Origin of the sequence: Streptomyces sp. NBC_00354, from assembly GCF_036106915.1 — a bacterium.
Lineage (GTDB): Bacteria > Actinomycetota > Actinomycetes > Streptomycetales > Streptomycetaceae > Streptomyces.
The window spans coordinates 6,820,488-6,847,138 of record NZ_CP107983.1 but is presented as its reverse complement, the minus strand read 5'-3'; the positions used below and the strand labels follow the sequence as shown (position 1 = coordinate 6,847,138).

Annotated in this window: 25 protein-coding genes; 14 read left to right on the top strand and 11 right to left on the bottom strand. The window is 73.2% G+C overall.

Annotated elements, in window-relative coordinates:
* Positions 1-116: 116 nt before the first annotated feature.
* Complete coding sequence (locus OHT74_RS31460) at positions 117-1,622, bottom strand: hypothetical protein (RefSeq protein ID WP_266669076.1); 1,506 nt, start codon at positions 1,620-1,622, stop codon at positions 117-119.
* 172 nt (positions 1,623-1,794) lie between these two features.
* Here OHT74_RS31460 and OHT74_RS31455 point away from each other — a divergent pair, with 172 nt between their 5' ends.
* The 3 genes from OHT74_RS31455 to OHT74_RS31445 are packed head-to-tail and all read left to right on the top strand — an operon-like array spanning position 1,795 to position 4,033.
* Positions 1,795-2,553, top strand: a complete 759-nt coding sequence (locus OHT74_RS31455; protein WP_267003090.1) for a LamB/YcsF family protein — start codon at positions 1,795-1,797, stop codon at positions 2,551-2,553.
* Complete coding sequence (locus OHT74_RS31450; protein ID WP_328622023.1) at positions 2,550-3,167, top strand: 5-oxoprolinase subunit B family protein; 618 nt, start codon at positions 2,550-2,552, stop codon at positions 3,165-3,167. Before OHT74_RS31455 ends, OHT74_RS31450 begins: the two co-directional genes overlap by 4 nt.
* Positions 3,164-4,033 carry a biotin-dependent carboxyltransferase family protein gene (locus tag OHT74_RS31445; RefSeq protein ID WP_328622022.1) on the top strand — a complete coding sequence of 290 codons (870 nt, stop codon included), beginning with the start codon at positions 3,164-3,166 and terminating at the stop codon, positions 4,031-4,033. Before OHT74_RS31450 ends, OHT74_RS31445 begins: the two co-directional genes overlap by 4 nt.
* A 1,824-nt stretch (positions 4,034-5,857) precedes the next feature.
* Here the strand turns inward: OHT74_RS31445 and OHT74_RS31440 are convergent.
* Together OHT74_RS31440 and OHT74_RS31435 are read right to left on the bottom strand one after the other, a co-directional pair.
* Entirely contained in the window at positions 5,858-7,255 is a 1,398-nt protein-coding gene (locus OHT74_RS31440) for a HEAT repeat domain-containing protein (RefSeq protein ID WP_266669070.1), read from the bottom strand.
* 343 nt (positions 7,256-7,598) lie between these two features.
* Positions 7,599-8,021 carry an ankyrin repeat domain-containing protein gene (locus OHT74_RS31435; RefSeq protein WP_266669068.1) on the bottom strand — a complete coding sequence of 141 codons (423 nt, stop codon included), beginning with the start codon at positions 8,019-8,021 and terminating at the stop codon, positions 7,599-7,601.
* A gap of 332 nt (positions 8,022-8,353) precedes the next feature.
* On the opposite strand from OHT74_RS31435, the gene OHT74_RS31430 reads away from it, so the two are divergent.
* Entirely contained in the window at positions 8,354-8,548 is a 195-nt protein-coding gene (locus OHT74_RS31430; protein WP_030162614.1) for a hypothetical protein, read from the top strand.
* A 51-nt stretch (positions 8,549-8,599) separates the two neighbouring features.
* The gene (locus OHT74_RS31425) at positions 8,600-10,267 is read left to right on the top strand and encodes a hypothetical protein (protein WP_328622021.1); all 1,668 of its coding nucleotides are present in this window, start codon (positions 8,600-8,602) and stop codon (positions 10,265-10,267) included.
* Positions 10,268-10,309: 42 nt separating this feature from the next.
* Here OHT74_RS31425 and OHT74_RS31420 read toward each other — a convergent pair whose 3' ends face one another.
* Entirely contained in the window at positions 10,310-11,812 is a 1,503-nt protein-coding gene (locus tag OHT74_RS31420; RefSeq protein ID WP_266669064.1) for an SCO1417 family MocR-like transcription factor, read from the bottom strand.
* Between the two features lie 183 nt (positions 11,813-11,995).
* Here OHT74_RS31420 and OHT74_RS31415 point away from each other — a divergent pair, with 183 nt between their 5' ends.
* The 3 genes from OHT74_RS31415 (at position 11,996) to OHT74_RS31405 (ending at position 14,914) form a co-directional block, all read left to right on the top strand.
* Positions 11,996-12,766 carry a glycerophosphodiester phosphodiesterase family protein gene (locus tag OHT74_RS31415; protein ID WP_266669063.1) on the top strand — a complete coding sequence of 257 codons (771 nt, stop codon included), beginning with the start codon at positions 11,996-11,998 and terminating at the stop codon, positions 12,764-12,766.
* A 67-nt stretch (positions 12,767-12,833) separates the two neighbouring features.
* Entirely contained in the window at positions 12,834-14,216 is a 1,383-nt protein-coding gene (locus tag OHT74_RS31410) for an MFS transporter (protein WP_266669061.1), read from the top strand.
* A 323-nt stretch (positions 14,217-14,539) separates the two neighbouring features.
* Positions 14,540-14,914 carry an RNA polymerase-binding protein RbpA gene (locus OHT74_RS31405; protein WP_007262928.1) on the top strand — a complete coding sequence of 125 codons (375 nt, stop codon included), beginning with the start codon at positions 14,540-14,542 and terminating at the stop codon, positions 14,912-14,914.
* 87 nt (positions 14,915-15,001) lie between these two features.
* Here the strand turns inward: OHT74_RS31405 and fxsA are convergent, their stop codons facing one another.
* The 4 genes from fxsA to OHT74_RS31385 all read right to left on the bottom strand — a co-directional run bounded on the left by fxsA (position 15,002) and on the right by OHT74_RS31385 (position 18,984).
* Positions 15,002-15,589, bottom strand: a complete 588-nt coding sequence (gene fxsA / locus OHT74_RS31400) for an FxsA family membrane protein (protein ID WP_328622020.1) — start codon at positions 15,587-15,589, stop codon at positions 15,002-15,004.
* A gap of 79 nt (positions 15,590-15,668) precedes the next feature.
* Positions 15,669-16,502, bottom strand: a complete 834-nt coding sequence (locus OHT74_RS31395) for a polyprenol monophosphomannose synthase (protein WP_328622019.1) — start codon at positions 16,500-16,502, stop codon at positions 15,669-15,671.
* Between the two features lie 328 nt (positions 16,503-16,830).
* Entirely contained in the window at positions 16,831-18,465 is a 1,635-nt protein-coding gene (locus tag OHT74_RS31390) for an amidohydrolase (protein WP_328622018.1), read from the bottom strand.
* 78 nt (positions 18,466-18,543) lie between these two features.
* Entirely contained in the window at positions 18,544-18,984 is a 441-nt protein-coding gene (locus OHT74_RS31385) for an Lrp/AsnC family transcriptional regulator (protein ID WP_030011705.1), read from the bottom strand.
* A 217-nt stretch (positions 18,985-19,201) separates the two neighbouring features.
* On the opposite strand from OHT74_RS31385, the gene OHT74_RS31380 reads away from it, so the two are divergent.
* The gene (locus tag OHT74_RS31380; protein ID WP_266669053.1) at positions 19,202-19,645 is read left to right on the top strand and encodes a hypothetical protein; all 444 of its coding nucleotides are present in this window, start codon (positions 19,202-19,204) and stop codon (positions 19,643-19,645) included.
* An 87-nt stretch (positions 19,646-19,732) separates the two neighbouring features.
* On the opposite strand, the gene OHT74_RS31375 is transcribed toward OHT74_RS31380, so the two are convergent.
* Entirely contained in the window at positions 19,733-20,833 is a 1,101-nt protein-coding gene (locus OHT74_RS31375) for a phosphotransferase family protein (protein WP_328622017.1), read from the bottom strand.
* 39 nt (positions 20,834-20,872) lie between these two features.
* Complete coding sequence (locus OHT74_RS31370; protein WP_328622016.1) at positions 20,873-22,006, bottom strand: hypothetical protein; 1,134 nt, start codon at positions 22,004-22,006, stop codon at positions 20,873-20,875.
* Between the two features lie 231 nt (positions 22,007-22,237).
* Between OHT74_RS31370 and OHT74_RS31365 the strand changes: the two genes are divergently transcribed.
* Entirely contained in the window at positions 22,238-22,471 is a 234-nt protein-coding gene (locus OHT74_RS31365; protein ID WP_328622015.1) for a hypothetical protein, read from the top strand.
* Between the two features lie 55 nt (positions 22,472-22,526).
* On the opposite strand, the gene OHT74_RS31360 is transcribed toward OHT74_RS31365, so the two are convergent.
* Positions 22,527-23,927 carry a helix-turn-helix transcriptional regulator gene (locus OHT74_RS31360; RefSeq protein WP_328622014.1) on the bottom strand — a complete coding sequence of 467 codons (1,401 nt, stop codon included), beginning with the start codon at positions 23,925-23,927 and terminating at the stop codon, positions 22,527-22,529.
* Positions 23,928-24,107: 180 nt separating this feature from the next.
* On the opposite strand from OHT74_RS31360, the gene OHT74_RS31355 reads away from it, so the two are divergent.
* The 4 genes from OHT74_RS31355 (at position 24,108) to OHT74_RS31340 (ending at position 26,645) form a co-directional block, all read left to right on the top strand.
* Positions 24,108-24,374: a hypothetical protein gene (locus tag OHT74_RS31355; protein WP_266669043.1), complete on the top strand. Its 267-nt coding sequence runs from the start codon at positions 24,108-24,110 to the stop codon at positions 24,372-24,374.
* Positions 24,375-24,534: 160 nt separating this feature from the next.
* Positions 24,535-24,795, top strand: coding sequence for a hypothetical protein (locus OHT74_RS31350; protein WP_266669041.1), 261 nt, complete (start codon positions 24,535-24,537; stop codon positions 24,793-24,795).
* Between the two features lie 45 nt (positions 24,796-24,840).
* Positions 24,841-25,713: a Crystal protein ET79 gene (locus tag OHT74_RS31345; protein ID WP_266669039.1), complete on the top strand. Its 873-nt coding sequence runs from the start codon at positions 24,841-24,843 to the stop codon at positions 25,711-25,713.
* Positions 25,714-25,769: 56 nt separating this feature from the next.
* A complete protein-coding gene (locus tag OHT74_RS31340) occupies positions 25,770-26,645 on the top strand; it encodes a ribosome-inactivating family protein (RefSeq protein WP_328622013.1) in 876 nt (291 codons plus the stop codon).
* Positions 26,646-26,651 lie beyond the last annotated feature (6 nt).

Genomic DNA, 26,651 nt, shown 5'->3' with positions numbered 1-26,651 from the left:
GTGCGGGTTCTCTCCCCGGCCCCGCCCCTTCCCGCTGTGCTGGATCATGCGGCCCTGCCGCACGGCGGCGGGGGCGGGCCCCCGTGCCCCCGGGCGGTGGCCTGGCCGGGTGGTGGTCATGCCGCCTCCGTGCGGTCCGCCGTCATCGCGGCCGCGTCCAGGAGGGCCGTGCCGACGATCAGGTCGGCGCCGCCGAACTCGGGGTCGTCGAGCTCCGTGCCGTCGTCCACCGCGAAGAGCAGCCGCTCCTCGCCCTGGCGGTAGGCCGTGCCGACCGCCGGGCTCGCCGCGTGGACGGCCAGCAGGGCCACCAGGTACGGCAGGTCCGGGTCGCTGCGCCGGGCCTCGGCGAGCAGGCCCGACAGGCGGCGCGGGGCGTCGTGCGGCAGGTCCAGGAGCTCCATCGCGGCGGCGAGCTGCTCCTCGCTGAAGCGGCTGTCGTCCGGGGTCGCGATGAGGTCCGGCTCCGGCATCTCGGCGCCGAGGTGCTCGCGCTCCACCGGCGGCGTCAGCAGTATCTCGACGAGGTCGGCGACGCGCACGGAGACGGGCGTGCGCAGGCCCGCCCCCGCGGCGAAGAAGGCGTCGGTGACGCGCCCGGCCTGCGCGACCGGCAGCGGCAGGATCGGGGCGACGAGCTGCCCGTACAGGTCGATACCGGAACGCGGCGCCGGGGCCGCGAAGGCCTGCCGGTCCTGCTCGGCACGGAACAGCGGGCCCGCGTCCAGCAGCCGCGACTGGAGCTGGGTGTGGCGGCGGATGCAGTCCTTGACGATGTCGACGAGCTCGGCGGCGCGCCGCTTGTTCTCCGGCTCTTCTGCCTCGTCCCGCGCCCGGCGGATGTTCGTCAGGATCGCGTTCTCGTGCCGGTAGCGGTCGGCGACGTGGTCGAGGGCCTCCTCGATCATGTCGGGCACGGACTGGAGCCAGTCCACCGCCCGGACGTTGCGCCGGGTCGCGTCCAGCGTGCGGCGCAGGGTCTCGGCGTACTGGACCGTGCGGTACCGGGCCTGCTCGGCGGCGAGCTGGGCGTCGGCCAGCCTGCCCCGGCTGATCAGGACCTCGAGCTTCACCTCGGCGGCGATCTGCGCGCTGGTGACGTCCGTGTCGAGGGCGCCGACCAGCACGTTGACGGCCTCGTCCGTCGTACGGAGGTAGACCGCGCCGCCGTAGCCGGGTACCTCCTCGATCAGCTTGAAGTCGTAGTCCCGCCGGACGTACACCCCGTCCGGGCCGAACGTGCCGTAGATCGCACGGAAGCCCCGGTCGACGCTGCCCACGTTGATCAGGTTCTCGAGCACCCAGCGGGCCACCCGCTCGTGCTCGGCGGCCGGGCGGTGCGGTGCCTGCGCGGCGATGCGCGGCAGCAGCCGGGCCACTATCTGCTCGTGGTCGGCGCCGGTGTCGAAGTCCATGTTGAGCGTGACCAGGTCGATCGCGGCGAGCGCGACCTCCGCCATCGCGTAGATCCCGTACTCGCCGGCGAGATTGGCCTTGCGTACGTCGAGATCGTGCAGCGGGGCGGTGCAGGCGAGCGCGCGCAGCCGCCGGGCCAGGCCCTCGTCGGCAGCCGGGCCCGGCGCCGGGGACGGAAGGGTCTTCGCCGGGGCAGGGAGAGTCACGGACAAAGACTAGGCGCTGATACTGACAACATCCCAAACGGCATGGTTCGGCCGGATCGGTCCCGGGCGCCTGCAGGCCGCCGCCGGACGTGCCGCCGAACGCGCGGCCCAACCCGTCACCGCCGTGCGGGCGCTGTTCTACGCTCACCGCATGGCTGCCATGATCACACCTCTGATCGATCTCAACGCCGACCTCGGCGAGGGCTTCGGGCGCTGGACGCTGACCGACGACGAGGCGCTGCTGTCCGTCGTCACCAGTGCCAACGTGGCCTGCGGTTTCCACGCCGGGGACCCGTCCATCATGCGCCGGGTCTGCGAGCTGGCCGCGGAGCGGGGCGTACGGATCGGCGCGCAGGTCGCGTACCGCGATCTTGCGGGCTTCGGGCGGCGCTCCATGGACGTGCCCGCGGGCGAGCTGGCCGACGAGGTGGCGTACCAGATCGGGGCGCTGGAGGTCTTCGCGCGGGCAGCGGGCTCCCGGGTGTCGTATGTGAAACCGCACGGTGCGCTGTACAACCGCACGGTCCACGACGCCGACCAGGCGGGCGCCGTCGTCGCCGGGGTGCGGACGGCGGCCGGGGCCGACGACCTGCCGGTGCTCGGCCTGCCGGGCTCGCTGCTGCTGACCGCCGCCGAAGCGGCGGGCCTCACGGCCGTACCGGAGGCGTTCGCCGACCGGGCGTACACGCCGGCCGGGACGCTGGTGCCGCGCAGCGAGCCGGGGGCGGTGCTGCACGACCCGGACGCCGTGGTCGCCCGTGCGGTCGGGATGGCGACCGAGGGCGCGGTGACGGCCGCCGACGGCTCCTGGGTGGTGCTGGAGGCGCGCTCGCTGTGCCTGCACGGGGACACCCCGGGGGCGGCGCAGCTCGCCCTGCGCGTGCGCGAGGCGCTGGGCGCGGCGGGCGTCCGGGTGGAGGCCTTCGCGTGAGGCCGCTGGTGGTGGGCGGTGAGGCGCTGCTGATCGAGCTGGACTCGGCGGCGGAGGTGGCCGCGCTCCACGCGGAGCTGCTGCGGCAGCGGGACGCGGGCGAGCTGGGAGCCGTACGGGACGTCGTGCCGGCCGCGCGGACCGTGCTGCTGGACGGCGTGCGCGAGCCGCGCGCGCTGGCGGAGCGGATCGCGCGCTGGGAGGTGCCGCCGCTCGCGGAGACCGAGGGGCCGCTGGTCACCGTCCCGGTGCGGTACGACGGGCCGGACCTGGCGGAGGCGGCCCGGCTGTGGGGGGTCGGGGAGCGGGAGGTGGCGGGCATCGTCGGGGGGACGCTGTTCCGGGTGGCCTTCTGCGGGTTCGCCCCGGGCTTCGGGTACCTGACGGGGCTGCCGGAGCGCTACCACCTGCCGCGGCGGGCCACGCCCCGCACGGCCGTCCCGGCGGGCTCGCTGGCGCTGGCCGGCGAGTACGCGGGGGTGTACCCGCGCTCCTCCCCCGGCGGCTGGCAGCTGATCGGGACGACGGACGCGGTGCTGTGGGATCCGGAGCGGCAGCCGGCGGCGCTGTTCGCGCCGGGGGTACGGGTGCGGTTCGAGGAGGTGGCGGGGTGAGGGGTGCTGCGCTGGAGGTGCTCCGGGCGGGGGCGCTGACCACGGTCCAGGACCTGGGCCGGCCCGGACACGCGCACCTGGGCGTGCCCAGGTCGGGCGCGCTGGACACGGGGGCGCACGCGCTGGCCAACCGGCTGCTGGGCAACCCGCCGGAGGCGGCCGCGCTGGAGACCACCCTGGACGGGGTCGGCCTGCGGGCGCTGGCTCCCGTGACCGTGGCGGTCACGGGAGCTCCTTGTGCGGTACGGGTGTCCGGCCGGGCGGTGGCCTGGGGAGCGCCGGTGCGGCTCCGGGCCGGGGCGGAGCTCGAGGTGGGCCGGGCGGAGTCGGGGGTGCGCAGCTACGTCGCGGTGCGGGGAGGGTTCGCCGTACCGCCGGTCCTGGGCAGTCGCTCGACGGACCTGCTGTCGGGGCTGGGGCCGCCCGTCCTGTCGGCCGGGACATCGCTGCCGGTGGGCCCGGCCGGGCCGGATCCGGTCTGCGGGGCGGATGCGCTGGGGGCACCGGGGGCGCCGACCGAGCTGGTACTGCCGTTGCGGCTGGGGCCGCGGGCGGACTGGTTCGAGCCGGCTTCGATCGCGGCCCTGTGGCGCGCGGAGTTCCGGGTCTCGCCGGAGTCGAACCGCATCGGACTCCGCACCGAGGCCGGGGCCCGGCTGATCCGCAGCCGCGGCGGCGAACTCCCGAGCGAGGGCATGGTGCTGGGTGCCGTCCAGGTCCCCCCGGACGGCCTGCCGGTGGTGTTCCTGGCCGACCATCCGGTGACGGGCGGCTACCCGGTCGTAGGCGTGGTCCCCCCGGGCCCACCCCTGAACGCAGCGGCCCAGGCCAGACCGGGGGTCCCGGTGCGGTTCGTGCGGGGGTAGGGGGCGGGGGGGTGGGGGGTGGGGCGGGCCGGGGGCTTCGGGGGCGGGGTCTGCGCACCCGGCGCCGGGAGTGCCGGTCGGGACGTCGGCGGCGGGGCCCACGCACTCGGCGCCGGGAGTGCCGATCGGGACGTGCGGGCGGGGTCTGTGTGTCGGGGACGGAAGAGGTCGGTCGGGATGCCGGGGGCGGGGTCTGTCGACTCGGTGTCGGTGTGTGTCCGGGGGCGTCCCGTCAGTCCACTGTCCTTCCGTGTCGTGCCGGTCCCTCAAGGGCGCTCCTCCTTCGTCGTCGCGTCGCTACGCGATGGCCTACGGCCACCCTTGACCGACCGACCCGCCCCGGAAAGACAACAGACTGCCGGGAAGCCCCCGAAGGATGGCCGGGGGGTTCAGGGTTCCGATCAGCCCAGATCAGAGATGCCGCCCGGCGGCCCCTGTCCATCCGGACCCAGCCCACCAGGAGCACCGATCCGGGCCGGTGATGGGGCCGCGGGGAGGGGGAGGCCCCCTGAAGGGCCCAGATGAAGCCTTTCCGGTTCCGGGAAGGGTCAACCTGCACCAGACAGCGGCCAGATGCCCATGCCGGTAGGGGCGGGCCCGCGGACGCCCCAGATCGCTACGCGCTTCTCTCTGTTTGGCGTCCGACGGCCGTCTGGGGCCGGACATAGGCCGCCCAGACGCCCCCCATGGGCGGCCTTTCGGGCGTCTGCACGCCGTTTGGGGCGAAAAGAGGGCGAGAAGGAGCCTGATGCCGGATTTCTCAACCCCTCACTACGGCAGGCACCCATTCAGCTCCCAACTGGGCGCCAAAACGGGACAAACGACCCACAGTCGCATGCTTAGGCCAGCCTGCGCCGGTCGTGGGCGGCCTATGTCCAGCCACAGGCGGGCCGAGGACGCCAAGCAGGGAGGAGCGCGTAGCGATTCGATGCGTCCACCGCGCAACCGGCACCGCACCGTCATCTCATCGCTGTCGGGTGCCGGTTGACCCTGCCCGGGTCCGGAAAGGGCGCCCATGGGCCCTCGAGGGAGCCGTCCCCTCCCCGCGCGCCCATCACCGCCCCGGCTCGGTGGTCCTGGTGAACGGACTCCGGATGGACAGGGGCCGCCGGGCGGGATCTCTGATGGGCCCTCATCGGAACATGAACCCCCCGGCCATCCTTCGGGGGCTTCCCGGCAGTCTGTTGTCTTTCCGGGGCGGGCCGGTCGGTCAAGGGTGGCCGAAGGCCATCGCGAAGCGACGCGACGAAAGAGCGCCCTTGAGGGACCGGCACGACACGGAAGGACAGTGGACTGACGGGACGCCCCCGGACACACACCGACACCGAGTCCACAGACCCCGCCCCCCGGCCTCCCGATCCACTCTCCGACGCCGCGCACACGGAGCCCGGCCCGGAGGCTCCGGCTGGCCTCTCCGACGCCGCGCACACGGACCCGGAGCCTCCGGCTGACCTCTCGACGCCGCGCACACGGACCCCGCCCGGGAGCCTCCGGCCGACCTCTCCGTCCCCGAGCACACGGACCCCGCCCCCGAAGTTCCGATCCGCCCACCTCACGCCGAATGCCCGGACCCCGCCCCCCGAAGTCCCGACCGGCTCCCCCGGCGCCGCCTGCGCGGAGCCCCGGCGTCCCGAGTCCCGGCCGGCCTCCTGCACCGGATCGACGGACCCCAGCGGCCGCCGACCCACCCGACGCGGGGCGGCCGGGCCCGGGCCCCGCCGCCCCCGCCGACCCACCCGACGCGGGGGGCGGGAGCCGGGCCCGCCGACCCGCCCGCCGGCATCCTGGATCGGCCCTTCCGGCGCGGAGTGCGTGTCCCCCGCCCTACACCGCCGACTCCGGCGCGATCCTGCTGCGGACCGCCGACTGGACGTCCTCTTCCTCCGCCGGGTCCGATGCCAGTCTGCGGAGCCTCGGCGCCACGCGGGCGTCCGCCGTTTCCGCGTGGTGGGCCGCCACCTCGCGGGTGGTCTCCTCGCAGTCCCAGAGGCATTCCACGGCGAAGCCGGCCGCGAAGGACGGGTCCGTGCTGGCCAGGGCGCGCGCCGCGCGACCGCGCAGGTGGGACGAGGCCGTCTCGCGGTAGACGTGGCGCAGCACCGGTGCCGCGCAGCCGATGGAGAGCCGGCCTGCCCCGTCGACCAGGGCGAACAGAGGCTGGGCGTCCGGGCCGGAGCCGCGGACCGTGGAGCGGAGGGCGCCCAGGACGAGTCCGGTGTCCTCGGCTCCGCCCCGGGCGGCCAGGAGGGCGGCTGCGGCCGCGCCCAGCGCGTCGGGGCGGTGGACCCACTGCCGGGCCCGGTCTACGGCCGCGGGGCCGCACATGCGCTCGTAGGCGGCCACGGCGGGCTCGTCCCCGGCGGCTTCGATGAGGTCCAGTACGGCCGGGTTCTCCGGCTCGGCGAGGACCAGGTGGTGCAGGGCGGTGGCCCGGGCGGCCTCGCCTGCGGCGCCGGCGGCGGCAGCGAGGATCGTGGAGCGGTCCTCGGGTGCGGCGACGGCGGCGAGACAGCGGGCGGCAGGCACGTGCAGCGGGGTGCCGCGGTTCAGCCCGTCGGCGGCCCAGTCGAAGACGGCCTGCACGCCCCATCCGGGACGGGGCCCGTTCGGGGTGAGCTGGCGCTGCCAGCGGTCGAAGGAGCCCTGCCGGCGGGCTGCTCGCAGGCGGTCGCCGTACTCGGGTGACTCTTCCCACAGGCACCAGGGCCGGGGCTCGTACGCGTCGCGGACGGCGGCGGCCAGCCGCGCCTCGCCCTCGGCCGAGGCCGGGAATCTGGCGAGGACGGGCGTGGCGAGGCTGCGCAGCCCCTCGTCGTCGTCGCGCAGGGCGAGCTCGTCGAGGGCCCAGGCCCAGTTGGCGCCGGAGGCGGCGTAGCGGCGCAGCAGCATGAGCGCGTCGTCGCGGCCGTACGAGGCCAGGTGGCCCAGGACGGACAGGGCGAGGCCGGTCCGGTGGTCCGTGTCGTCGACGAGGTCGTCGGCGCTGAAGAGGTGGCTCTCGATCTCGCCGAGGGGGCCGTCGAGATCCAGGTACAGGCGGGCGTAGTACAGCGAGCGGTTCTCGACCTGCCAGTCCTGGCGCGGATCGCTGACCACGCACCGGTTGAGGGCTGCGAGGGCCTCGGTGCGCGGCGCCGCGAGGGCGTGCAGCGTGCCGTCGCCGCGGCCCCGCTGGAGGAGCCCGAGCAGGGTGCCGCTTGGCGCTATGACTGGTTCGAACATGGGAATGGCCTCAAATCAAGCTGGGGACGCAACCGGGAATCGGGATTCACAGGGCCGCGTAACAGCATGTGAGGACGTTCGCCGTCATGTTCCGCTCGATGTAGACCATTGCCTTCTCACTCTCGTCGGTGCTTCGCGACCGGGGCGGCCGGTCTGCGCAGGGGGTGGGCCCGGACACCCGTCGTGTCCTGCCCGCTCCTGCCCGTCCGCCGTGTTCGCAAATCGAATCCGACGCCATGATGACCCAGCCGGTTTGTGCGCCGCGACCACATTTACGGCCGCCGTGATCAACCCGTGAGGTAGCGGACCGGTCGGACCGTGCCAGGTCACGGGCAAAAACGGACTACTTGGCTCCGAAGAGTTCCAGCAGGTCCGTCTTGGCGAACATGCGGGCGGTGTCCACGGCGGAGGGGGTTCCGGCCGTCGGGTCGGCGCCTCCGGCGAGCAGGGCGCGGATGACGGCCTCCTCCCCCTTGAAGACGGCGCCGGCGAGCGGGGTCTGGCCGCGGTCGTTGGCGCGGTCGGCCTCGGCTCCGCGGGCCAGCAGGGCCGTGACGGTGGCGGCGTGCCCGTGGTACGCGGCCAGCATGACGAGGGTGTCGCCGCGGTCGTTGGTGAGGTTGGCCGGGACTCCGGCGTCGAGGTACGCGGTGAGCGTCTCGGTCTCGCCCTGGCGGGCGAGGTCGAAGATCTTGGTGGCCAGCTCGATGACGTCCTCGTCGGGAGCGCCCTGGGAGCCGCCCTCAGTGGGCTTGTGCTCGCTCATCTGTCGTACCGCCTTTCACTCGCTGTCGGCATGAGGTTCCCCAGGCCGGCGGGCAGGGGGGCGTACGGCGCTGCGGCCGTACGGGTGAATCGCCAGAGTAGCGCCCGGACCTGCACATACGGGGGTCGGACCGAGGCAAGGATCCCCGTTGGCGCTGGTTGGCGCCGGGCTGGTCCGGTTGGCCCTGCTTCGCGCCGGACGCGCCAGCCGGGCTGCGCCGGTCAAGTGAAAAAAGCCTGCATTCACCCGTATGCACCTTTTATCGCACTGATACTTCCTGTGAGCCTGGAACAACTGATGGTGACTGTCCCCACCCACCAGGAGAACCTCTCATGATCCTGTCCATCTCAGGCGTCGTCCTGCTCGGCATCATCGCCTTCCTCTTCTTCAAGAAGGACGGGATGAAGCTGTCCCACGCTTTCGTCTGTGCCCTGTTCGGCTTCTTCCTCGCCGGCTCCGCCATCGCGCCGAGCATCACGGCGAGCACCGCGAGCCTCGCCAGCCTGCTCGGCGGGATCAAGTTGTAGCGCCCCGACCGCACGCACCGTCCCGCACCACGACAACTCCAGGAGACGCCCGTGGCCCGGCGCCCACTCCCCCGCATCCTCAGCAGCGGCTCCACGTCGCTGTCCCGGGGCCGCGACCTTGCTCGCACGGCCGCCGACAGCGCCACGGACGTCCTCCATCCGCTCCTCGTCATCGGGCGCGGCCTGCGCATCCTGGCTTCGGCCGGGCGGCGCAAGTGGATGCAGACCCCCAAGGACAAGCGTGGTCCCGCGCTGTTCCTGGGAGCCGCCTGCGTCCTCGTGGTCGCGCTCGCACCGTACGGACCCCTCCTCGCCCTGATCACCCTGATGGGGGCGGCGGCCTGGCGGGGACGCGACCGGATCCCGGTGAAGACCGGGCCCAGCGAGGGCGAGACCGAACGGCTCGGGTCCCTCTACGAGGCCCTCGTGCCGTACTTCTCCACCCCCGAGGACCCGAGCCCGCTCTTCGCCCACGGCGGGGAGTGGGACAAGGCGTTCAGCGACTACGCCTTCGACGAAGCGGGCCGCATCACCCGGCTCCGGATCCGCTACCCCGCCTACTTCACCGACGGCGAGGCCGCCTCGCGGGCCAGGATCGAGGCCCTGCTGCACGCCAAGTCCGGGCGCGGCCGGGAGTACCTCTTCGACTGGGACGAGGAGGGCAACCAGCTCGACCTGACGGTGCTCACGGCGCTGCCGACGGGAATCGCCGCCCAGCCGTTCGTCACCTCGCCCGGCGAGACCGTGCTCGGCTTCACCGACGCCGGCAGTGTGCAGCGCACCCTTCCGGTCCTGGAGGACGACGAGTCGCGCGACGTGCCGCCGGTGATCTGGCGCACCGGCCCCCGCTCCACCGAGCCGCACCTGCTCGCCGTCGGCCAGCCCGGCAGCGGCACCTCGACCCTGCTGCGCTCGATCGCCCTGCAGGCCCTGCAGCACGGGGGCGAGGTACTGATCGTCGAGGGCGGCGGCAGCGGGGAGTTCTCCTGCCTGTCCGGGCGTACGGGCGTGCTGGCCGTGGAGTGCGGTCCGGCCGGGGCACTGGCCACCCTGGAGTGGGCGGCGCGCGAGACCGAGCGGCGGCTGATCGCCACGCACCGGGCCCGCGAGGCCGGCCGGCCCGCGCCCGAGGACACCCGGCGGCCGCTGTGGATCCTGCTGGACCGGCCCAGCGTGCTCGCGCACCTCGCGGTCGCCGACGGGGGCCCCGACCCCCTCGCCCAGCTCCAGGTGCCGCTGCGGCACGGGCGCACCGCGCACATCACGGTCGTGGTGGCCGAGCAGTTCGACCATCTGGAGCTGCTGAACGACGCGGTCTGGCAGCACACCCGGGCCCGGGTCGTACTCGGGCCCGCCGCGATCCAGCAGATCACCGACGTACTGGGGGTGCCGCCGCACACCACCCCGACGGCCCAGGTGCCGCCGGGGCGCGGGTACGCCCGGCTCGGTGCGGGTCCCGTGCACCGGTTGCAGGTGCCCGCCACGCCGGACCCGTACGACGACGCCGCGCATCCGGCGCAGCGGCAGGCGGTGCAGGAGCTGCTGCCCGGGCGGCAGCTGCCGGCCCCGGGCGGGCCGGGCCGCGTGACGCTGTCGAAGCCCCTGCACATCGTCCAGCCGCCGGCCCGGTCGCAGGACCCGTCGATCGACGCCGAGGAGATCGAGGAGGTTCCGGCGGAGACCCCACCGGCCCGCGGCCCCTGGCCGGTCGGCCCCTGAGCTGCTGAACCGCCGCCCCCGCGGTCCCCTGTGCCCTACGCCCTACGCGACGAACGTGCGCGGGGGTTCCGCGCCGCTGCCGCCTGCGCCCGTGCCGACCAGGCGGGCGGCCGCCGCGAGGCGGACCGCGGCCTCCTCGGCCACCGGGCCGCCGACGGTGAACGGCAGCCGGACATAGCCCTCGAAGGCCCCGTCGACGCCGAACCGCGGCCCCGAGGGGACCCGTACGCCGACCCGCTCCCCCACTTCGGCCAGCCGGGAGCCGGACAGCCCGCCCGCGCGGGCCCACAGGGTCAGCCCGCCCCGCGGCACCTCGAACTCCCAGTCGGGCAGCTCCCGGCGCACCGCGGCGACCAGCGCGTCCCGGTTCTCGCGGGCCTGGTCGCGGCGGATCTCCACGGCCTCCGCCCAGCCGCCGGTCCGCATCAGCCAGTTGACCGCGAGCTGCTCCAGCACCGGCGTGCCGAGGTCGGCGTACGCGCGCGCGGCGACCAGGCTCCGGATCACGTCGGGCGCCGCGCGGACCCAGCCGATCCGCATGCCGGCCCAGAAGGCCTTGCTGGCGGAGCCGACGGTGATCACGGTGGAGCCGGCCGGGTCGAAGGAGCAGACGGCGCGGGGCATCTCCAGCGCCGGGTCCAGCTGGAGCTCGGCCATGGTCTCGTCGACGACGAGCACGGTGCCGGCCGAGCGGGCCGCCTCCACCATGGCGCGGCGCTGCTCGTCCGAGGCCAGGGCGCCGGTGGGGTTGTGGAAGTCGGCGACGACGTAGGCGAGGCGGGGCGCGGCGTCGCGCAGTACCTGCCGCCACACGGTCATGTCCCAGCCGCCCAGGCCGTCGGCCATCGCGACGGGCACGAGCCGGACGCCGGCGGCGCGCATGAGCTGGAGGATGTTGGCGTAGGACGGGGATTCGACGGCGATCCGCTCCCCGCGGCCGGCGAAGAGGCTGCAGATGGCGTCGATGGCGCCCATCGCGCCGGTGGTGACCATGATCTGCTCGGGCATCGTGGGGATGCCCCGCTCGGTGTAGCGGTCGGCGAGCATCCGCCGCAGGGCGGGGAGCCCGGCGGGGTAGTCCCCGTGGGTGTGCGCGTACGGCGGGAGCTCTTCGAGGGCGCCCTGTACGGCCTTGGTGAGCCAGGGCTCGGGTGCCGGGAGCGCGGCGCAGCCGAGGTCGATCATCGAGCCGAGCGATTCGGGCGGCAGCGGTTCCAGCCCCCGGGCGGGCAGCGGGTTCCCGGCCGGGACGGAGGTCCAGCTGCCGGCGCCGCGCCGGGACTCCAGGAAGCCCTCCCCGCGCAGCGCCTCGTACGCGGCGGCGACAGTGGTGCGGGAGAGGGAGAGGGAGACGGCGAGCTCCCGTTCGGCGGGCAGCCGGGCGGCGACGGGGACGCGGCCTTCGAGGACGAGCAGCCGGATGCCGTCGGCGAGGGTCCGATACGCGGGCAGCTTCCGCGCCCCGGGGAGGCCGGGCCGCTCCTGCTGGGAGGTGATGAGACGGGCGAGCTGTGCGGCACCCACCGCCGAGGTCCACTCTGCCATGCTGTCCGGTCCACCTTCATCGAATTGGCCCCGCCCGCACTCGGGCGCGGCCCGTATTGGATTGCTTCCGCCCCCACAGCCTGTCACGCCGCGGTCCACCCGGACCAGGGGGCGGCGCGGCGTTCACCACGCAGCCATCCGGCCGCTCCCTCCCCACCGGTGACACCGTGCATACTGCGGCGGGTGACGCACGTACGCCTTCGCCATCCGTATCTGGACCACCCGGCTCCGATCCCCTTCGCGCACCGGGGAGGTGCCGCGGACGGATTGGAGAACACCGCTGCGGCCTTCCGGCGGGCCGCCGATGCGGGCTACCGGTACTTCGAGACCGATGTGCACGCCACGGCCGACGGGAAGCTCGTCGCCTTCCACGACTCCACGCTCGACCGGGTCACCGACGGGCAGGGCCGGATCGCCGAGCTGACCTGGAGCAAGGTCCGCGAGGCCCGGGTGGCGGGCTCCGAGCCGCTGCCGTTGTTCGAGGAGCTCCTCGAGGAGTTCCCCGACGCCCGCTGGAACATCGACATCAAGGCCGAGTCGGCCCTGCACCCGCTGGTCAATCTGATCGCCCGGGCGGGCGTGTGGGACCGGGTGTGCGTGGGCTCGTTCTCGGAGAGCCGGGTGGCCCGCGCCCAGAAGATCGCCGGGCCCCGGCTGGCGACCTCGTACGGGGTGCGCGGCGTACTCGGGCTGCGGCTGCGCTCGTTCGCGATCCCGGCGGCGCTGCGGGTCGGGGCGATTGCGGCTCAGGTTCCGGAGACGCAGGCGGGCATCCGCGTGGTCGACCGGCGGTTCGTGCGCACGGCGCACGAGCGGGGCCTCCAGGTGCACGTCTGGACCGTGAACGAACCGGAACGTATGGAGGCTCTCCTGGACCTGGGAGTCGATGGCATCATGACCGACCGGATCGACATCTTGCGCACGGTGCTGGACCGGCGCGGGGCCTGGGCCTGACAAGCCCGTACGGCCGCCGCTCGGCTCCGGTGGCCCGTGCGGTACGGGGACCAGCGAGGGGGCACCCATGAGTGCGCAGACCATGGACGAAACGGAACCGGGGGCCGAGGACGGCAGAGCCGGCGCGGCCGCGCGCAAGCGCGAGCAGCGGGGCTGGTACTTCTACGACTTCGCCGTCTCGGTGTACTCGGCGAGCGTTCTGACCGTGTTCCTCGGGCCCTACCTGACCTCGGTGGCCGAGGCCGCCGCGAAGGCCCAGGGGACCCCCGGGTTCGTGCACCCGTTGGGCATCCCGGTGCGGGTCGGGTCCTTCTTCGCCTACTCGGTCTCGGCGTCGGTGATCCTCGCCCTGCTGCTCATGCCGCTGGTGGGGGCCGTCGCCGACCGGACCGGCCGGAAGAAGCCACTGCTCGCCGTGGCGGCGTACACGGGCGCGGCGGCCACCGCCGGGATGTTCTTCCTGGGCGGCGAGCGCTACCTGCTGGGCGGGCTGCTGCTGATCGTGGCGAATGCCGCGCTCTCGGTCTCGATGGTGCTCTACAACGCCTACCTGCCACAGATCTCCACGCCGGACGAGCGGGACGCGGTGTCCTCGCGGGGCTGGGCCTTCGGCTACACGGCAGGCTCCGTGATGCTGGTGGTCAACCTGGTGCTCTACCTGGGCCACGACTCCTTCGGGCTCAGCGAGGGCGAAGCGGTACGGATCTGCCTGGCCTCGGCGGGCCTGTGGTGGGGGGCCTTCGCGATCGTCCCGCTGCGCCGGCTGCGGGACCGCGCCGTGGTGCGGGAGCCCGGCGCGGCGCCTGCCGTCAGTGGCTGGAAGCAGCTCGTCGCGACACTGAAGGACATGCGGCGCTATCCGCTGACGCTGTCGTTCCTGCTGGCGTACCTGATCTACAACGACGGCGTGCAGACGGTGATCTCGCAGGCCTCGATCTACGGCAAGCAGGAGCTGGAGCTCGAGCAGTCCACTCTGATCGTGGCGGTACTGCTGGTGCAGGTCCTGGCCGTGGCGGGCGCCCTGGGCATGGGCCGGCTGGCCGTGATGTACGGCGCGAAGCGGACGATCCTCGGTTCGCTGGCGGCGTGGGCGCTGACGCTGGCGGCGGGATACTTCCTGCCGGCCCGCACGCCGGTGTGGTTCTTCGCCCTCGCCTCGATGATCGGACTGGTGCTGGGCGGCAGCCAGGCACTGTCGCGCTCGCTGTTCTCGCACCTGGTGCCGGCGGGGAAGGAGGCCGAGTACTTCTCCGCGTACGAGATGAGCGACCGCGGGCTGAGCTGGATCGGACCGCTGGTGTTCGGCCTGACGTACCAGGTCACGGGCAGCTACCGGGACGCGATCATCTCGTTGGTGGTGTTCTTCGCACTGGGTTTCGTGCTGCTGGCACGGGTGCCGGTGCGGCGCGCGGTGGAGGCGGCGGGGAATCCTGTTCCCGAGCGGATCTGAGCGGATCCGCCCGGCGCTCCGGCAGCGGATCCGACCCGGATCTTCATACGAATTCCGAACGGATTTCGACGTTGAAGCGAAGGGCCGGTAGTGTACGCCTTTGGCCTGCCAGGCGGACCGTTACTGCGCGCTAAAGAAGTGAAGACGTTGGGTGACATCTGCTGCCAGATGTGACAAAACGGGCATTGGTGGGTACAACAAGGGGCGGCACGACGGGCGACGCATCACCCGGAGCGGGAATCTATACCGCCGACCGGACGTTGACCGGATGACGACGACAGCGACACCTGTCCTGTGGGCGACAAGCCCGGGAGGCACGATTCATGAGTGAGCGAGCTCTCCGCGGTACGCGGCTCGTGGTTACCAGCTACGAGACGGACCGCGGCATCGATCTGGCCCCGCGCCAGGCGGTGGAGTACGCATGCCAGAACGGACATCGATTTGAGATGCCGTTCTCGGTTGAGGCAGAGATTCCGCCGGAGTGGGAGTGCAAGGCGTGCGGCGCCATGGCACTCCTGGTTGACGGGGACGGGCCCGAAGAGAAGAAGGGCAAGCCTGCGCGAACGCACTGGGACATGCTCATGGAGCGGCGCACCCGCGAGGAACTGGAGGAAGTGCTGGCCGAGAGGCTGGCGGTCCTGCGTTCCGGCGCCATGAACATTGCCGTGCATCCGCGGGACAGCCGCAAGTCCGCCTGACAGCCGGACGCGGAATAACGAAACCGAGGGCCCCTGCCACGAACTGTGGCAGGGGCCCTCGGCTTGTCTGCTTGCCCCGTACGGGCCTCAGGGCGCCAGCGGCGGCCGGTACCCGGCGTCCGGGCCCGGCTTCTGCGGCTCGTCCTCGCGGATGACCTCGCCCTGGACGACCTTGCCGTCGGGGTAGTGGATGCGGGCCTGCTGGAAGGCGTCGCCGAAGCTCCCGGCCGGAGCCGTGGCCATCTTGCGCTCCAGGGAGCCGGCGACCCGGCGGCCGATCCACGCCCGGACGGGCGGGAGCAGGCAGAGCAGGCCGGCCACGTCTGAGATCAGGCCCGGCAGGATCAGGAGCAGGCCGGCCAGCATGGTGAGGCCGTTGCCGCTGCCCGGCTGCTGTTTCGTCGCCTGGGGCGGGGGCTGCTGCCCCTGCTGAGCCTGCTGGAAGGTGTTCGTCAGGTTCTTGAAGGCACGGCGCCCGGCCCGCTTGATGACCACGACGCCGAGCACGACTCCGCCCGCGAGCAGCGCGGCGACGGTCAGCCCGCCGGCCGCGCCGGCGACCAGGCTGAGCAGCCAGATCTCCAGGATCAGCCAGGCGGCGACCGCCAGAGGGAGGAACGTGCGGGCACGCGAGCGCCGCCGGGGGGCCGTCGGAAGGGGAACGCCGGTCGTCATGACATCCAGTGTGCCTGGGGCGGCGTAAAAGCGACCTCAGCCGGAGGTACCGGACATCCCCTAGGGGGGCGGGGACCCGTCAGGCGCGGTTCCCGCCCTTGTCCGAGCCACTGTCCGAGCCCTTGTCCGAGCCCTTGTCCGCACCCTTGGGCTTGTCCTGGCCGGTCAGCTTCGCCGCGTGGGCCTTGAGCCCCCACTGGGTGACCCGCCAGAGGGCCTCCACCACGATGTCCCTGCTCATCTTGCTGTCGCCGAACTCGCGCTCGACGAAGGTGATGGGCACCTCGACGACGCGGAAGCCCTGGCGCACGGCCCGGCGGGCGAGGTCGACCTGGAAGCAGTAGCCCGCGGAGGCCACCTCCTCCAGGCCCAGCCCCTCCAGGGTCTCGCGGCGGAAGGCGCGGTAGCCGCCCGTCACGTCGCGGATCGGGACGTCCAGCATCAGCCGGGAGTACGTCGAACCGCCGCGGGAGAGGAACTCACGGCTCTTGGGCCAGTTGACCACCCGGCCCCCCGGCACCCAGCGTGAGCCCAGGACCAGGTCGGCCCCGGCCAGCGCGGTGAGCAGCCGCGGCAGCTCCTCCGGCTGGTGGGAGCCGTCGGCGTCCATCTCGACGAGCACGCCGTAGTCGCGCTCCAGGCCCCAGGCGAAGCCCGCGAGGTAGGCGGCGCCGAGGCCCTCCTTGCCCCTGCGGTGCAGGACGTGCACGTGGTCGTCGCCGGCTGCCAGCTCGTCGGCGAGCTTGCCGGTGCCGTCGGGGCTGTTGTCGTCCGCGACGAGGATGTGCGCCTCGGGCACCGCCGCGCGCACGCGGGCGACGATCGGCCCGATGTTCTCCGCCTCGTTGAAGGTCGGAATGATCACCAAGGCCGTGCCGAGCGGTCCGTGGCCTCGCTGTCCGCCGTCGCTCACTGAGTCCGCCTTCGTGTTCTTGTACGTCCTGTCACAGAGGATGACTTTAGAACAGTGGTCGGGGCCCGCGGTCCTTCGGGCCGGTCAGGCTCCCGCTGGCTGCGGGTCGCCGTGACCGTTGTCTACTGGACCGCAGGGCCCCGACACGGGGCCACCCTCCCCCGAGCTCCTTCGGAGCAGGGGGGACCCCCATCCCGGCGAAACCTTCCCTCGCCCCCGAGGCGCGGGCGCGCTGAGCAGACGGATCCGCCCGGTACGGACGTCCGGTGGTGGACCCGGCCGAACTTATCCGGGTCCGAGCGCCCGTACCGAACCGAGGCCGACCGGATCACCCCTGTGGCCGTACGAATACCTCCCGCCCGCCGACGACCGTGGCGAGGCACACCGGCAGTTCGCCGCCGGGGGTCAGGTCGGGCAGTCCGGGGGTCCCTGAACGGGGGTCCGTGGACCAGCGGGCGACCCGGTCGTCGGGGGCCTGGACGACCAGTTCGGCGGTCTCCCAGAGCGCGTAGTCGGCGGGGGCGCCGGGCACCAGCACGCCCGCGCCGTCGCGGCCCAGGGCCCGCCAGCCGCCCCGGGTGTGGGCCGTGAAGGCGGCCCGTACGGAGATCCGGTGCTCGGGGGTGCGGTGGAAGGCGGCCGCCCGGACGGTGCCCCAGGGGTCGAACGGCGTGACGGGGGCGTCGGAGCCGAAGGCGAGGGGCACGCCGGCCTTGAGCAGGGCGGCGAAGGGGTTCAGGGTACGGGCGCGCTCGGCGCCGAGCCGGTCGGCGTACATGCCCTCCTCGCCGCCCCAGGCCGCGTCGAAGGCGGGCTGCACGGAAGCGGTGAGGCCGAGGTCCGCGAAGGCGGCGATGGTGGCGGGGGTCATCATCTCGGCGTGCTCGACGCGGTGCCGGGCGGCGCGGATGCGGGCGAGGCCGACCTTCTCGGCGGCGGCGCGCACGCCCTCGACGACGGCGGTCAGGGCGGCGTCGCCGATGGCGTGGAAACCGGCCTGGAGGCCCGCCTCGGTGCAGGCGGCGACGTGCTCGGCCACCTCGGCGGCGTCGAGGTAGCCGGTGCCGGTGTGGCCCGCATCGGTGTACGGCGCGTGCAGGCAGGCGGTGTGGGAGCCGAGGGCGCCGTCCACGAAGAGGTCGCCGGCGGCGCCGATGGCGCCGAGCGCCTTGGCCTGTTCGAGGTCCCGGTCCGCCCAGTACCCGAAGACGCGCGGTCCGGGCCGTTCGCGGGCGAGGTTGAGGAGGTCCGCGAAGTCCTCGGCGGAGGAGATGTCGGGGCCGCCGCACTCGTGGACGGAGCCGATGCCGAGGGAGGCGGCCCGGTCGAGGGCGGCCCGCTGGGCCTCGGCGCGCTGGGCGGGGGTGACGGCGGCGAGCGCGGCCCTGCGGACGACGTGGTGGTCGTCGCGGGTCAGCGGCTCGTCGCCGCGGACGGAGACGGCCGGTACGAGGTCCAGCAGGGCGGTGGTGACCACGGCGGAGTGCACGTCGATGCGGCTGAGGTAGAGCGGTCGGCCGGCGGCGGCCTCGTCGAGCTCCTCGCGGCGGGGCGCGCGGCGCTCGGGCCAGCGGGAGGCGTCCCAGCCGTGGCCGAGGAGCACCCGGTCGGCGGGGCGGCGTTCGGCGTACGCGCGGACGAGGCCGAGGGCGTCGGCGAGGGAGGCGGCGCCGGTGAGGTCGAGTCCGGTGAGGGCGAGGCCGGCGGAGGTGGTGTGGACGTGTGCGTCGGTGAAGGCGGGTGTGACGAGCGCCCCGCCGAGGTCGACGACCTCGTCGACGCCCTGTGCGAAGGCGTCGGCGGCGCCTTCGGAGCCGACCCAGGCGATGTGTCCCCGCTCGACGACCATCGCGGTGGCGAAGGGGTCGGCGGGGCTGTGTACTTCGCCCCCGCGGAGGAGGACGGTCCGTTCGGATGCGGGGGCGCCGGCGGCGTCGACGGAGCTGGCGGTGCGGTCAGTCATGCGCCTAGTTTCGCGGGTCCCCGGCCCCTCCTCGACCGCGCCCCGGCCGCGCGGAGGAGGCGGACCCGGGCAAAGGCATCACACGCGGGGCGGGCGGGCCTCGTACGGGGTGGAGAGGACCACCGTGGTGCGGGTCGAGACGTGGGCCAGGGCACGCAGGCGGCCGAGGAGGTCCTCCAGCTCCAGCGGGGTCGCGACCCGGACCTTCAGGATGTAGTTCTCGTCGCCCGCCACGCTGTGGCACGCCTCGATCTCCGGTACGCCGGCCAGCCGGTCCGCGATGTCGTCCGGCGCGCTCGGGTCGAAGGGCTTCACCGAGATGAAGGCCGTCAGGGGCAGGCCGACGGCCTCGGGATCGACGACGGCCGCGTATCCGCGGATCACCCCGCGCTGTTCCAGACGGCGTACTCGCTGATGGACCGCCGACGTGGACAGTCCCGTGGCCTTGCCCAGATCCGTGTAGCTCATCCGCCCGTCCCGCACGAGCAGATCCACGATCTGGCGGTCCAGCTCCTCCATTGCGCTCATAGCCGCTCAACCTAAGGCCCAAGGGCGCTCCAGGCACAGTGCTGTCCGCCTGCAAGTGGCACCTGCGGCGGGCATGTGACCAAGGCCACAAGGGTATGCAGGCGTACGCCGGGATGTTGTGGTTACTCGTGCCGCGCGGCGGGAAGTGCTTCGTGTGGCCGAGGCCGCAGAACCTGCCCGCCCGGCCCACCCAAGGGGGAGTACAACCATGCTGAACACCAAGCGCGCCGGTCGCACCGAACCGGAGCCCGTGGAATTGAACGAAACCGAGTACGCGGACGACGGGGAGTACCTCGGAGACGTCGACGGGTTCGAGATCCACCACGCGATCTGCCCCGACTGCGGCCAGCCGATCGCCCTCGTCGCTGACGAGGAGTACCTGCCGGAGCACGCGCTCTGCCTGACCCCGTGGAACCCCTTCGGGCTCACGGTCTGCGCGGGCACGGGCCGCCCGGCGTCCGAGGCGCTGCCGACCGTGGGCATGGGCCTCGAGGAGCCCCAGGAGCTCGAGGTCGTGCTGCTGGACCTGCCGCAGGGTCTGGACTGGCGGACGCAGCCCTTCTCGCACGTCGGCGGCCCCGGTTCGCGTCCCGTGCGGATGCCGGCGCCGACGCTGCTGCCGCAGATGCGGCAGCACGCGCAGGCGGCCTGAGGACTTTCCCGGCCGGATCCACCGGATCGGGATCTGCCGGGCATCCCGGGTGTGCCGGATCGGCCGGGTGTGCCGGATCGGCCGGACCTACCAGTACGTGCCCTGCACCATCGCCGCGAGGCTGGCGTGGTGCAGGATCAGGCCGTCCGGATCCGCCGGGACCTCGACCTCCCCGAAGTGCGCCTGCCGGTAGGCGATCCGCAGCATCACGATCCCGTGCCGCAGGGCGGCGTACAGCGTGTGGAACTCCATGTCCCGCGGGGTGTGCCCGGTGAGTTCGGCGTACCGGCGCTCCAGGTCGGCGCGGCGCAGGAAGTCCGGCAGGCCGCTCTGGCCGAAGCCGACGGTCAGGTCCTGGAAGAAGCGGTGCAGGTAGACGGTCCAGCCGAGGTCGACCTCGCGCGGGGCGTACGCGGCCATCTCCCAGTCCAGGACGGCCACCGGCCGGAACCCGTCGGCCTCGTAGACGACGTTGCCGATGCGGGCGTCGCCCCAGTTGAGGACGGCGGGGCCCTCGTCCGCGGGCCAGAGCTCCTCCAGCCGGCCGAAGGCCCGCTCCAGCAGCGGGGACGGCGCGAGTCCGTCGACCACCCAGGCGTAGTAGGCGCGTTGGGCGTCGACGTGGCGGCGCAGCGGGCTGCCCGTGCCCTCGGGGAGGAGGAACTCGGCCTCCTTGGCGGGGAACTGGTCGTGCAGCCGGGCCAGCAGCGAGATGCTCGCCTCCTGGAGTACGGCGCGTTCGGAATCGCTCGCGGCGTGCAGCCAGTTTCCCTCGTACGTGTAGGGCATGACGTCGGGCGGGACCCGGCCCTCGGCGCGGGCCATGACGAAGAAGGGCGCTCCGAGCGGCCCGGGGTCCTGCTCCAGCCACAGCACGCGGGGGACGGGCAGGTCGGTGTGGGCGGCGACCAGGCTCATCACGCGGTGCTGGCGGGGCATGTCGTACGTGGGGAACACGGTGTAGGCGGCCGGGTCGGCGGCGAGGCGCAGGGCGCAGGCGCGGACCGGGGTGTCGGGGTGCTCTATGTCGAAGAGCAGGGTCTCGCTGGACATGCCGTTGGATCCGGGGACGGATACGCCTGTGATCTTCGCGCCGGGGAGCTCGGCGTCGAGCCAGGCGGCGAGGCGCCGGCCGAGTTCCTCGGGTTCGCGGGTGGAGGTGCGCGGGCGTGGTGCCGGTGCTGCCATGACTTCCCCTCTCTTCTGCTGGCTCTGGTACGGGCGCTGCTACGGGGCCACTGAGCTGTAGTCGGTGAAGCCGCTCGGGTCGTGACGGCCGAAGCTGCCGTGCTCGAAGATGCCGAAGCCGGTCCGGCCGTCGAGGGTGAAGCGGGCGGAGTGGTCGGTGACGCCGAAGGCGGCCATGGGGTGGGCGGCGGGGTCGGAGAGGTCGTAGACGCGGCGGTCGGTCCAGCCGCGGCCCTGCCAGGTGCCGTGCTGCCAGTCGGCGGCGGGCGGGTAGCCGGCGCCGACGGCGAGCGGGGAGGAGCCCAGGATCTCGACGCCGAGTTCGAGGGGTTTGCGGGCCGGGTCGGCGAGGTGGACGACGGCGCTCTCGGGGTGGCGGGTGCCGGGGCGGTAGCGGATCTCGGTCTGGGGCCAGCCGAGCTGCACGTCGTGGCGGCCGCTGCCCTCGGGGAAGACCTGGACGGCCTCGTTCAGCGTGCGGTGCCCGTCGGCGTCCTCCTGGGCGATGACCATGACGAAGCGGTCCTCGAAGCGGACCGGGATCCAGAGCCAGTGGAAGCCCTCGGGCCGGTACTCCTCGGCAGCCCGGCCGCCGTCCTCGCCGGGTATCGGGCGCACGCCCCAGCTGCGGTCGCGGGTGCCGGTCCACTCGGCGGCGGTGAGGGTGTGCTCCTCGCCCTTGGCGCGGATGGTGCCGGTGACGTGCCCGGCCTGGACGAAGCGGCGGCCTTCGAGCATGAGGCGGTCGCCGCGCCGCTGGACATGGTGGGGTTCCCAGACGGCGGGGAATTCGGCGGTCCAGGTGATGTCGTAGGAGAGCCCTGCGGGGTCGGCGGGGTCGGCGTCGCACTGGAGGGTGATCCGCTTCAGGGGTTCGTCGACGATGATCCGCAGCGGGCCGACGGAGAGGTTCATGCGGTCGTCGGTGAGGGCGTCGGAGGCGCGGACGGCGAGGAGTTCGTCGCCGGTGCGCAGGGTGGCGTAGGCGTCGATGACCCCGGCGTTGGGGTACACGCCGAGGCCGAGGATGAGGACGGCCCGGCCGGCGTGGTCGAAGACGTGGAAGATGCAGCGGTCGTAGGCGTTCCGGTCACCGCTGACGAGGTGCTTCATCGACAACGGGGCCTGGTGGACGGGGTATTCGTCGAGGGGTACGGGTCGGTCCGCGGGCATGGCAAACCTCCTGGGCGGGGCGGTGGCGCGGGGCGCGGGGCCGCGGGGAGCGGCATCGGCTCGAGCAGATATGACGGTACGTCAGAAACTGGGCCCGGGGCCAGACTTCTGTCACTCCCTGACATCCCGGCACGTCTGGCCACTTCGGGGAGGGTGCGGCGGGGACACCTCGAACGGATACCCGCAGGGCAGGGGCGGTTACCCGTGGCTCGGGTGGCGCGTTGGCGCTGTATGACCACGCTCGAAGCCCCTGGGGCAAGAACGGGACGGCGGCGGCGGCCGACGCCGTCCGGCTACGAAGAATCGGTTCCGCAGCGGCAGCCCGATCCGCCGATCTACGGTGCGCTGCTGGCCCGTTGGGCCGACGACGGCCGCACCCTGCCGGGCCGGCGCGATCCGGAATGGTCCCGCGTCGTCTCCTCCCCGATCTGGCCGAGCGGCCAGCTCTTCGGCGACGGCGGCTGAACCGGCGCGCCGTGCAGCCGGTTCGTCGACTTTCGTGTCGCGGTGGGCGATTACGTCACGGGGTGTCCGGGGCCTGGCGGGACTTGAGCCGGGCCCGATAGGCGCGGGAGCGGCAGGGCGCCGAGCAGTAGCGGGGCGGTCGGCCCTGCCGCTGGGCGGCGACGACCGGGAGCGGGCGGTCGCAGCCGGGGCAGCGCGGCGGGCTCCCGGCCCCGGCTCGGGTCCCGGCTGCGGTTCCGGCCCCGGCTCCGACTTCGGTCCCGGCACCGGTCCCCGCACCGGTTCCGGTCCCGGCACCGGTTCCGCTCTTGGCCCCGGGCTCCTGAAGGTTCGGCCCTGGGGCCGGTGCGGCGGCAGCCGGGGCTTCCCGGACGGGGGCTTCCTGCGCGGGCACCGCCGGGGCGGCGACCGGGTGGCCGGTCAGGCCGTTTCGTTCCGCGATCACGCCCGCCTGGAAGCGGCTGTGCGCCCCGAGGCCGTCCAGGAGCTCGGAGACGTGGCGGCGGCAGGTCCGCAGGGAGACTCCCAGCCGCCGGGCGATGGACTCGTCCTTGAGCCCCTTGGCGAGCAGTACCAGGATGCTCCGTTTCATGGCCTCCGATACGCCGTGGGCCGCCTGCGGGCCGGTCGCGAAGGGCGTGGCATTCGCCCAGTCCCGCTGGAAGACGTCCAGCAGATAACCGATCAGGTCGGGCTCGCGGATGACCAGCGCGCCACCGGACCGGGCGGGCAGCAGGGCGAGCTGGCCGTCGACCAGGATCATCTGCGGGAGCACCTCGGGCAGCGTGCGGATCTCCGCACCGGCACCGATGAGCTGTTCGGCGTGCACCCGGGTCGCCTGGTCGAAGCGGGTGGCGTGCTGGTAGAGGCTGTGCATCCGGACCCCGCGGGCGAGCAGGGCCAGGTCCCGGGGCAGCGCCTCGCGCAGCGCGGCCGGCGGGAAGGAGCCGCCGTGCTTGGAGACCAGGACCTCACTGCGGCAGGTGTCGATGACCTCGGTGAGCAGCGCGCGGACCGCGAACTGGTCCGGGAGGTGGTCGATGGTCCCCTCGGGGAAGGTGTCCCGGCGGGCCTGGAGGTAGACGGGAACGAGGGCGCTGAAGCCGTCGCGCTGGCGCTGGAGTTGTTCCCGCTGCTCCCGTAAGGCCGCCTCGTGGACCCGTAATTCGGTCTCCTTCTCGGCGAGGACCTGCGCGCCGGCCGACTGTGGGCTCACAGCCCGCCAGCCCGCGCCGGCGTCCCCTTCTCCCCCGTTGTCTCCGGGCAACGGCTGGAACAGGTACACCTCGGCGAGTTGCTCGATCGCCCCTCTGCAGGCCTGCTCGCTCAGGCCGGTCTCCGCCGCGGCGCGTGGCAGCGTCTCGGGTGTGAGCCGGCCGTGGACGAGGGCCCACCGGTACAGCAGCGTCGCCGGTTCATCGAGTCGGGGTACGCCTGTTCCTGCATCCGCGCCCATTTCCACCGCTTGCCTCCTAAACGTGCATGGCACCCACATGATCCCTTCCAGGCCTGCCGGGTGCCAGCGGGCCCTGGCAGAGTCGTCCTCGTAACCGGCGTAACCGGCGGAACCAGCGAAACCGGCGAAACCGGCGTCTGATTCCGTGTCCCCATGCCCTTGCCTGACAGAGGAGTTGCCGTGATCGTCAAAACCCTGCGACTGACCGCGGGACTGGCCGTCGTGGCCTGCCTGTGGGGCGGCGCCGCCGTCTCCGGCCACGGCACCGACACGGCCGGCGGCCCGGCCGGCTCCGGCACCCGGGTCACCGCGGGCTCCGCACTCACCGGCGCAGCCGACGACGGACGCGGCAACGGACACGGAGGCGGCGGACACCACGGCGACAAGCCCTGCCCCGTGACCACGGCGTGGGGCAGCTCCGTGTGCCCCGGCAAGCCGCTGAACTGAACCATCCGGGAGACCGGGTGCGGGGGCGGCGGACACCATCCGCCGCCGGTTGGGCGGATGTGGGCCCGACCCAGTCTCCTTCTCTTCTTCTCCCCCTGCTTCCTCCTCGATGAGCCCGGCGCCGCCGCGGCGTGATGAGGCATGCCCGAAAGGAATCCCCATGAGATCAGGCACCGCAGCCACGACCCGGCGCCGCTCGCTCGCCGTCGCCCTCTGCGCGGGCACGGCCTTGCTGCTCGGCGTCGGCGGCGCCGCGACCGCCCAGGCGGCCACGGCCGGTTACCGGGAGCCGGGCGGGACGTACCCGTCCTTCTCGCAGTGCATCCAGGCCGGCTCGCTGAGCGTCGCGCTCGGCCTGTACAGCCGCTACGAGTGCAACCCCACCTGGAACAACCAGTACCAGCTGTTCTACGTCGACTGATCCGCCCCTCCGCCCCCCACTCACGACTCGAAGGGATACACACCCATGCAGCTGACCCGTTCCCGGGCCCGGTGGGCCACCGCGCTCTCCGCCGTCGCCGCGCTGGCGGCGGGTGCCACCGCGCTCGCCCCCGCAGCCCAGGCCGCGCCGGTCGCCGGCCCGTCGCCCGTCGCAGCGTCCTCGGCCCGCAGTACGGACGTCGTTTTCAGCAACAGCACCAGCCAGCAGCTGACCCGGGTCAGCTCCTCCCTGCCGCACGGGTGCTGGAACAACGACGCCTTGCCGCCGGACTACATCGCCAAGGGCATCACCACCTCCTGGGGCAGCCGCTCGTGCGGCATGCTCACCGGGACGGAGGGCTACACCACCTACCGGGTCACGGCGACCGGGCAGGAGATCAAGATCCACTGGAACAACCCGTACGCCGGCTCGAACAGTTACAGCTGTGAGGCGCCGACCGGCTACGCCTGTTCCCGGACCGGTGGGGGCGGCGACAACGCCACCGTCAACTTCACGCTGACCGGCGGACCCGCGGCGTTCTCGGCCCGGGCCGCCTCGACGGAGATGACGGCCCAGGCCGCCCGCAGCACCGTCGTCCGCGTGATCAACAACAGCGGCACGCTGCTCGCCAGGACCGGGGCCGGGCTGTCCCACGGCATCTGGACCGGCAACAACCTTCCGCCGTCGCTGATCAACCCCGGCGCCAACGCCTCCTGGGAGAGCGAGTCGGAGGGCGTCATGACCGGAACCGAGGGCTACGCGAACTACACGATGGCGGGCGGCGGCACGGTCGCCATCCGCTGGGACAACCCCTTCTCCGGCAGCAACAAGTACCAGTGCCAGGTCCCCGCGCCGCACCGCTGCACCACCTCGGGCGGAGGCGGCGACAACGCGTCTGTCACCTTCTCGGTGAACTGATGCCGGCATCCGTTCCGGCCGCAACCGACGCCCGCCCTCTCGTACGAAGGAATCCGATGCGCAAGACCCTTCCCGCGGCTCTCCTCGGCCTCGCCCTGCTCGGCGCGGCAGCTCCCGCCTCCCAGGCCGCCACCGAAGCACCGTCCGCCCTGCCCGCCGCCCAGCCCGCGTCGATCCGGCAGTTTCAGCTCGGCTGGGACCTGAGCGGCAACCAGCGCGACGCGGCTGCCGAGTACACCCGCTTCATCCGCTCGCTCCACGAGAGGGCCGGCACCATCCTGCGGGGCCACGGCGACAACACCGTGTGGCAGACCAACGCCGGCAACGAGGTCATCGAGGTCATCGTCGCGCTGCCCGAGGGCCGCCGGCTCAGCCTCTACCTGACCACGCAGAACCTGTACCTGCGCGGTTTCGCGACCGCCGGCGGCGGCGGTCCCGTCTTCCAGTTCACCGACCCGGAATACAACCTCGGTCAAATACTCGGCCGCAACGCGGTCAATCTCGGCTACAGCGGAAGCTACGGCAGCAGCAACGGCAATCGGGGCCTGGAGGTGGGCGACGCCAACAACAGGCAGTTGCAGATCAGCCTGGTCGGCCTCCAGGGCCACTTCCAGACGCTGTGGCGGCACGCGGCCAACGGCGACCAGGACCGGGACGCCGTGCGGCGCGCCCTGGTCCACGCGATCGCCGCGGTCGGCGAGGGGACCCGATTCCGCAATATCGAGAGGACCGTGCGCAGCGGGATCGCCTCGTCCTCGTCCATCACCTCTCAGGAGGCCCAGGAAGAGAACCAGTGGGGACCCGGCTCCACGTACATGCTCAATGAAACGGCCCATCCGGGCGCGGGCGGCTCGTTCAACCTCGGCGGTGCCACCCGCCGCGGTTTCAGCGAGATGTCCGATTACATCTCGATGGTCAAGCGACCCGGGTGACGACGT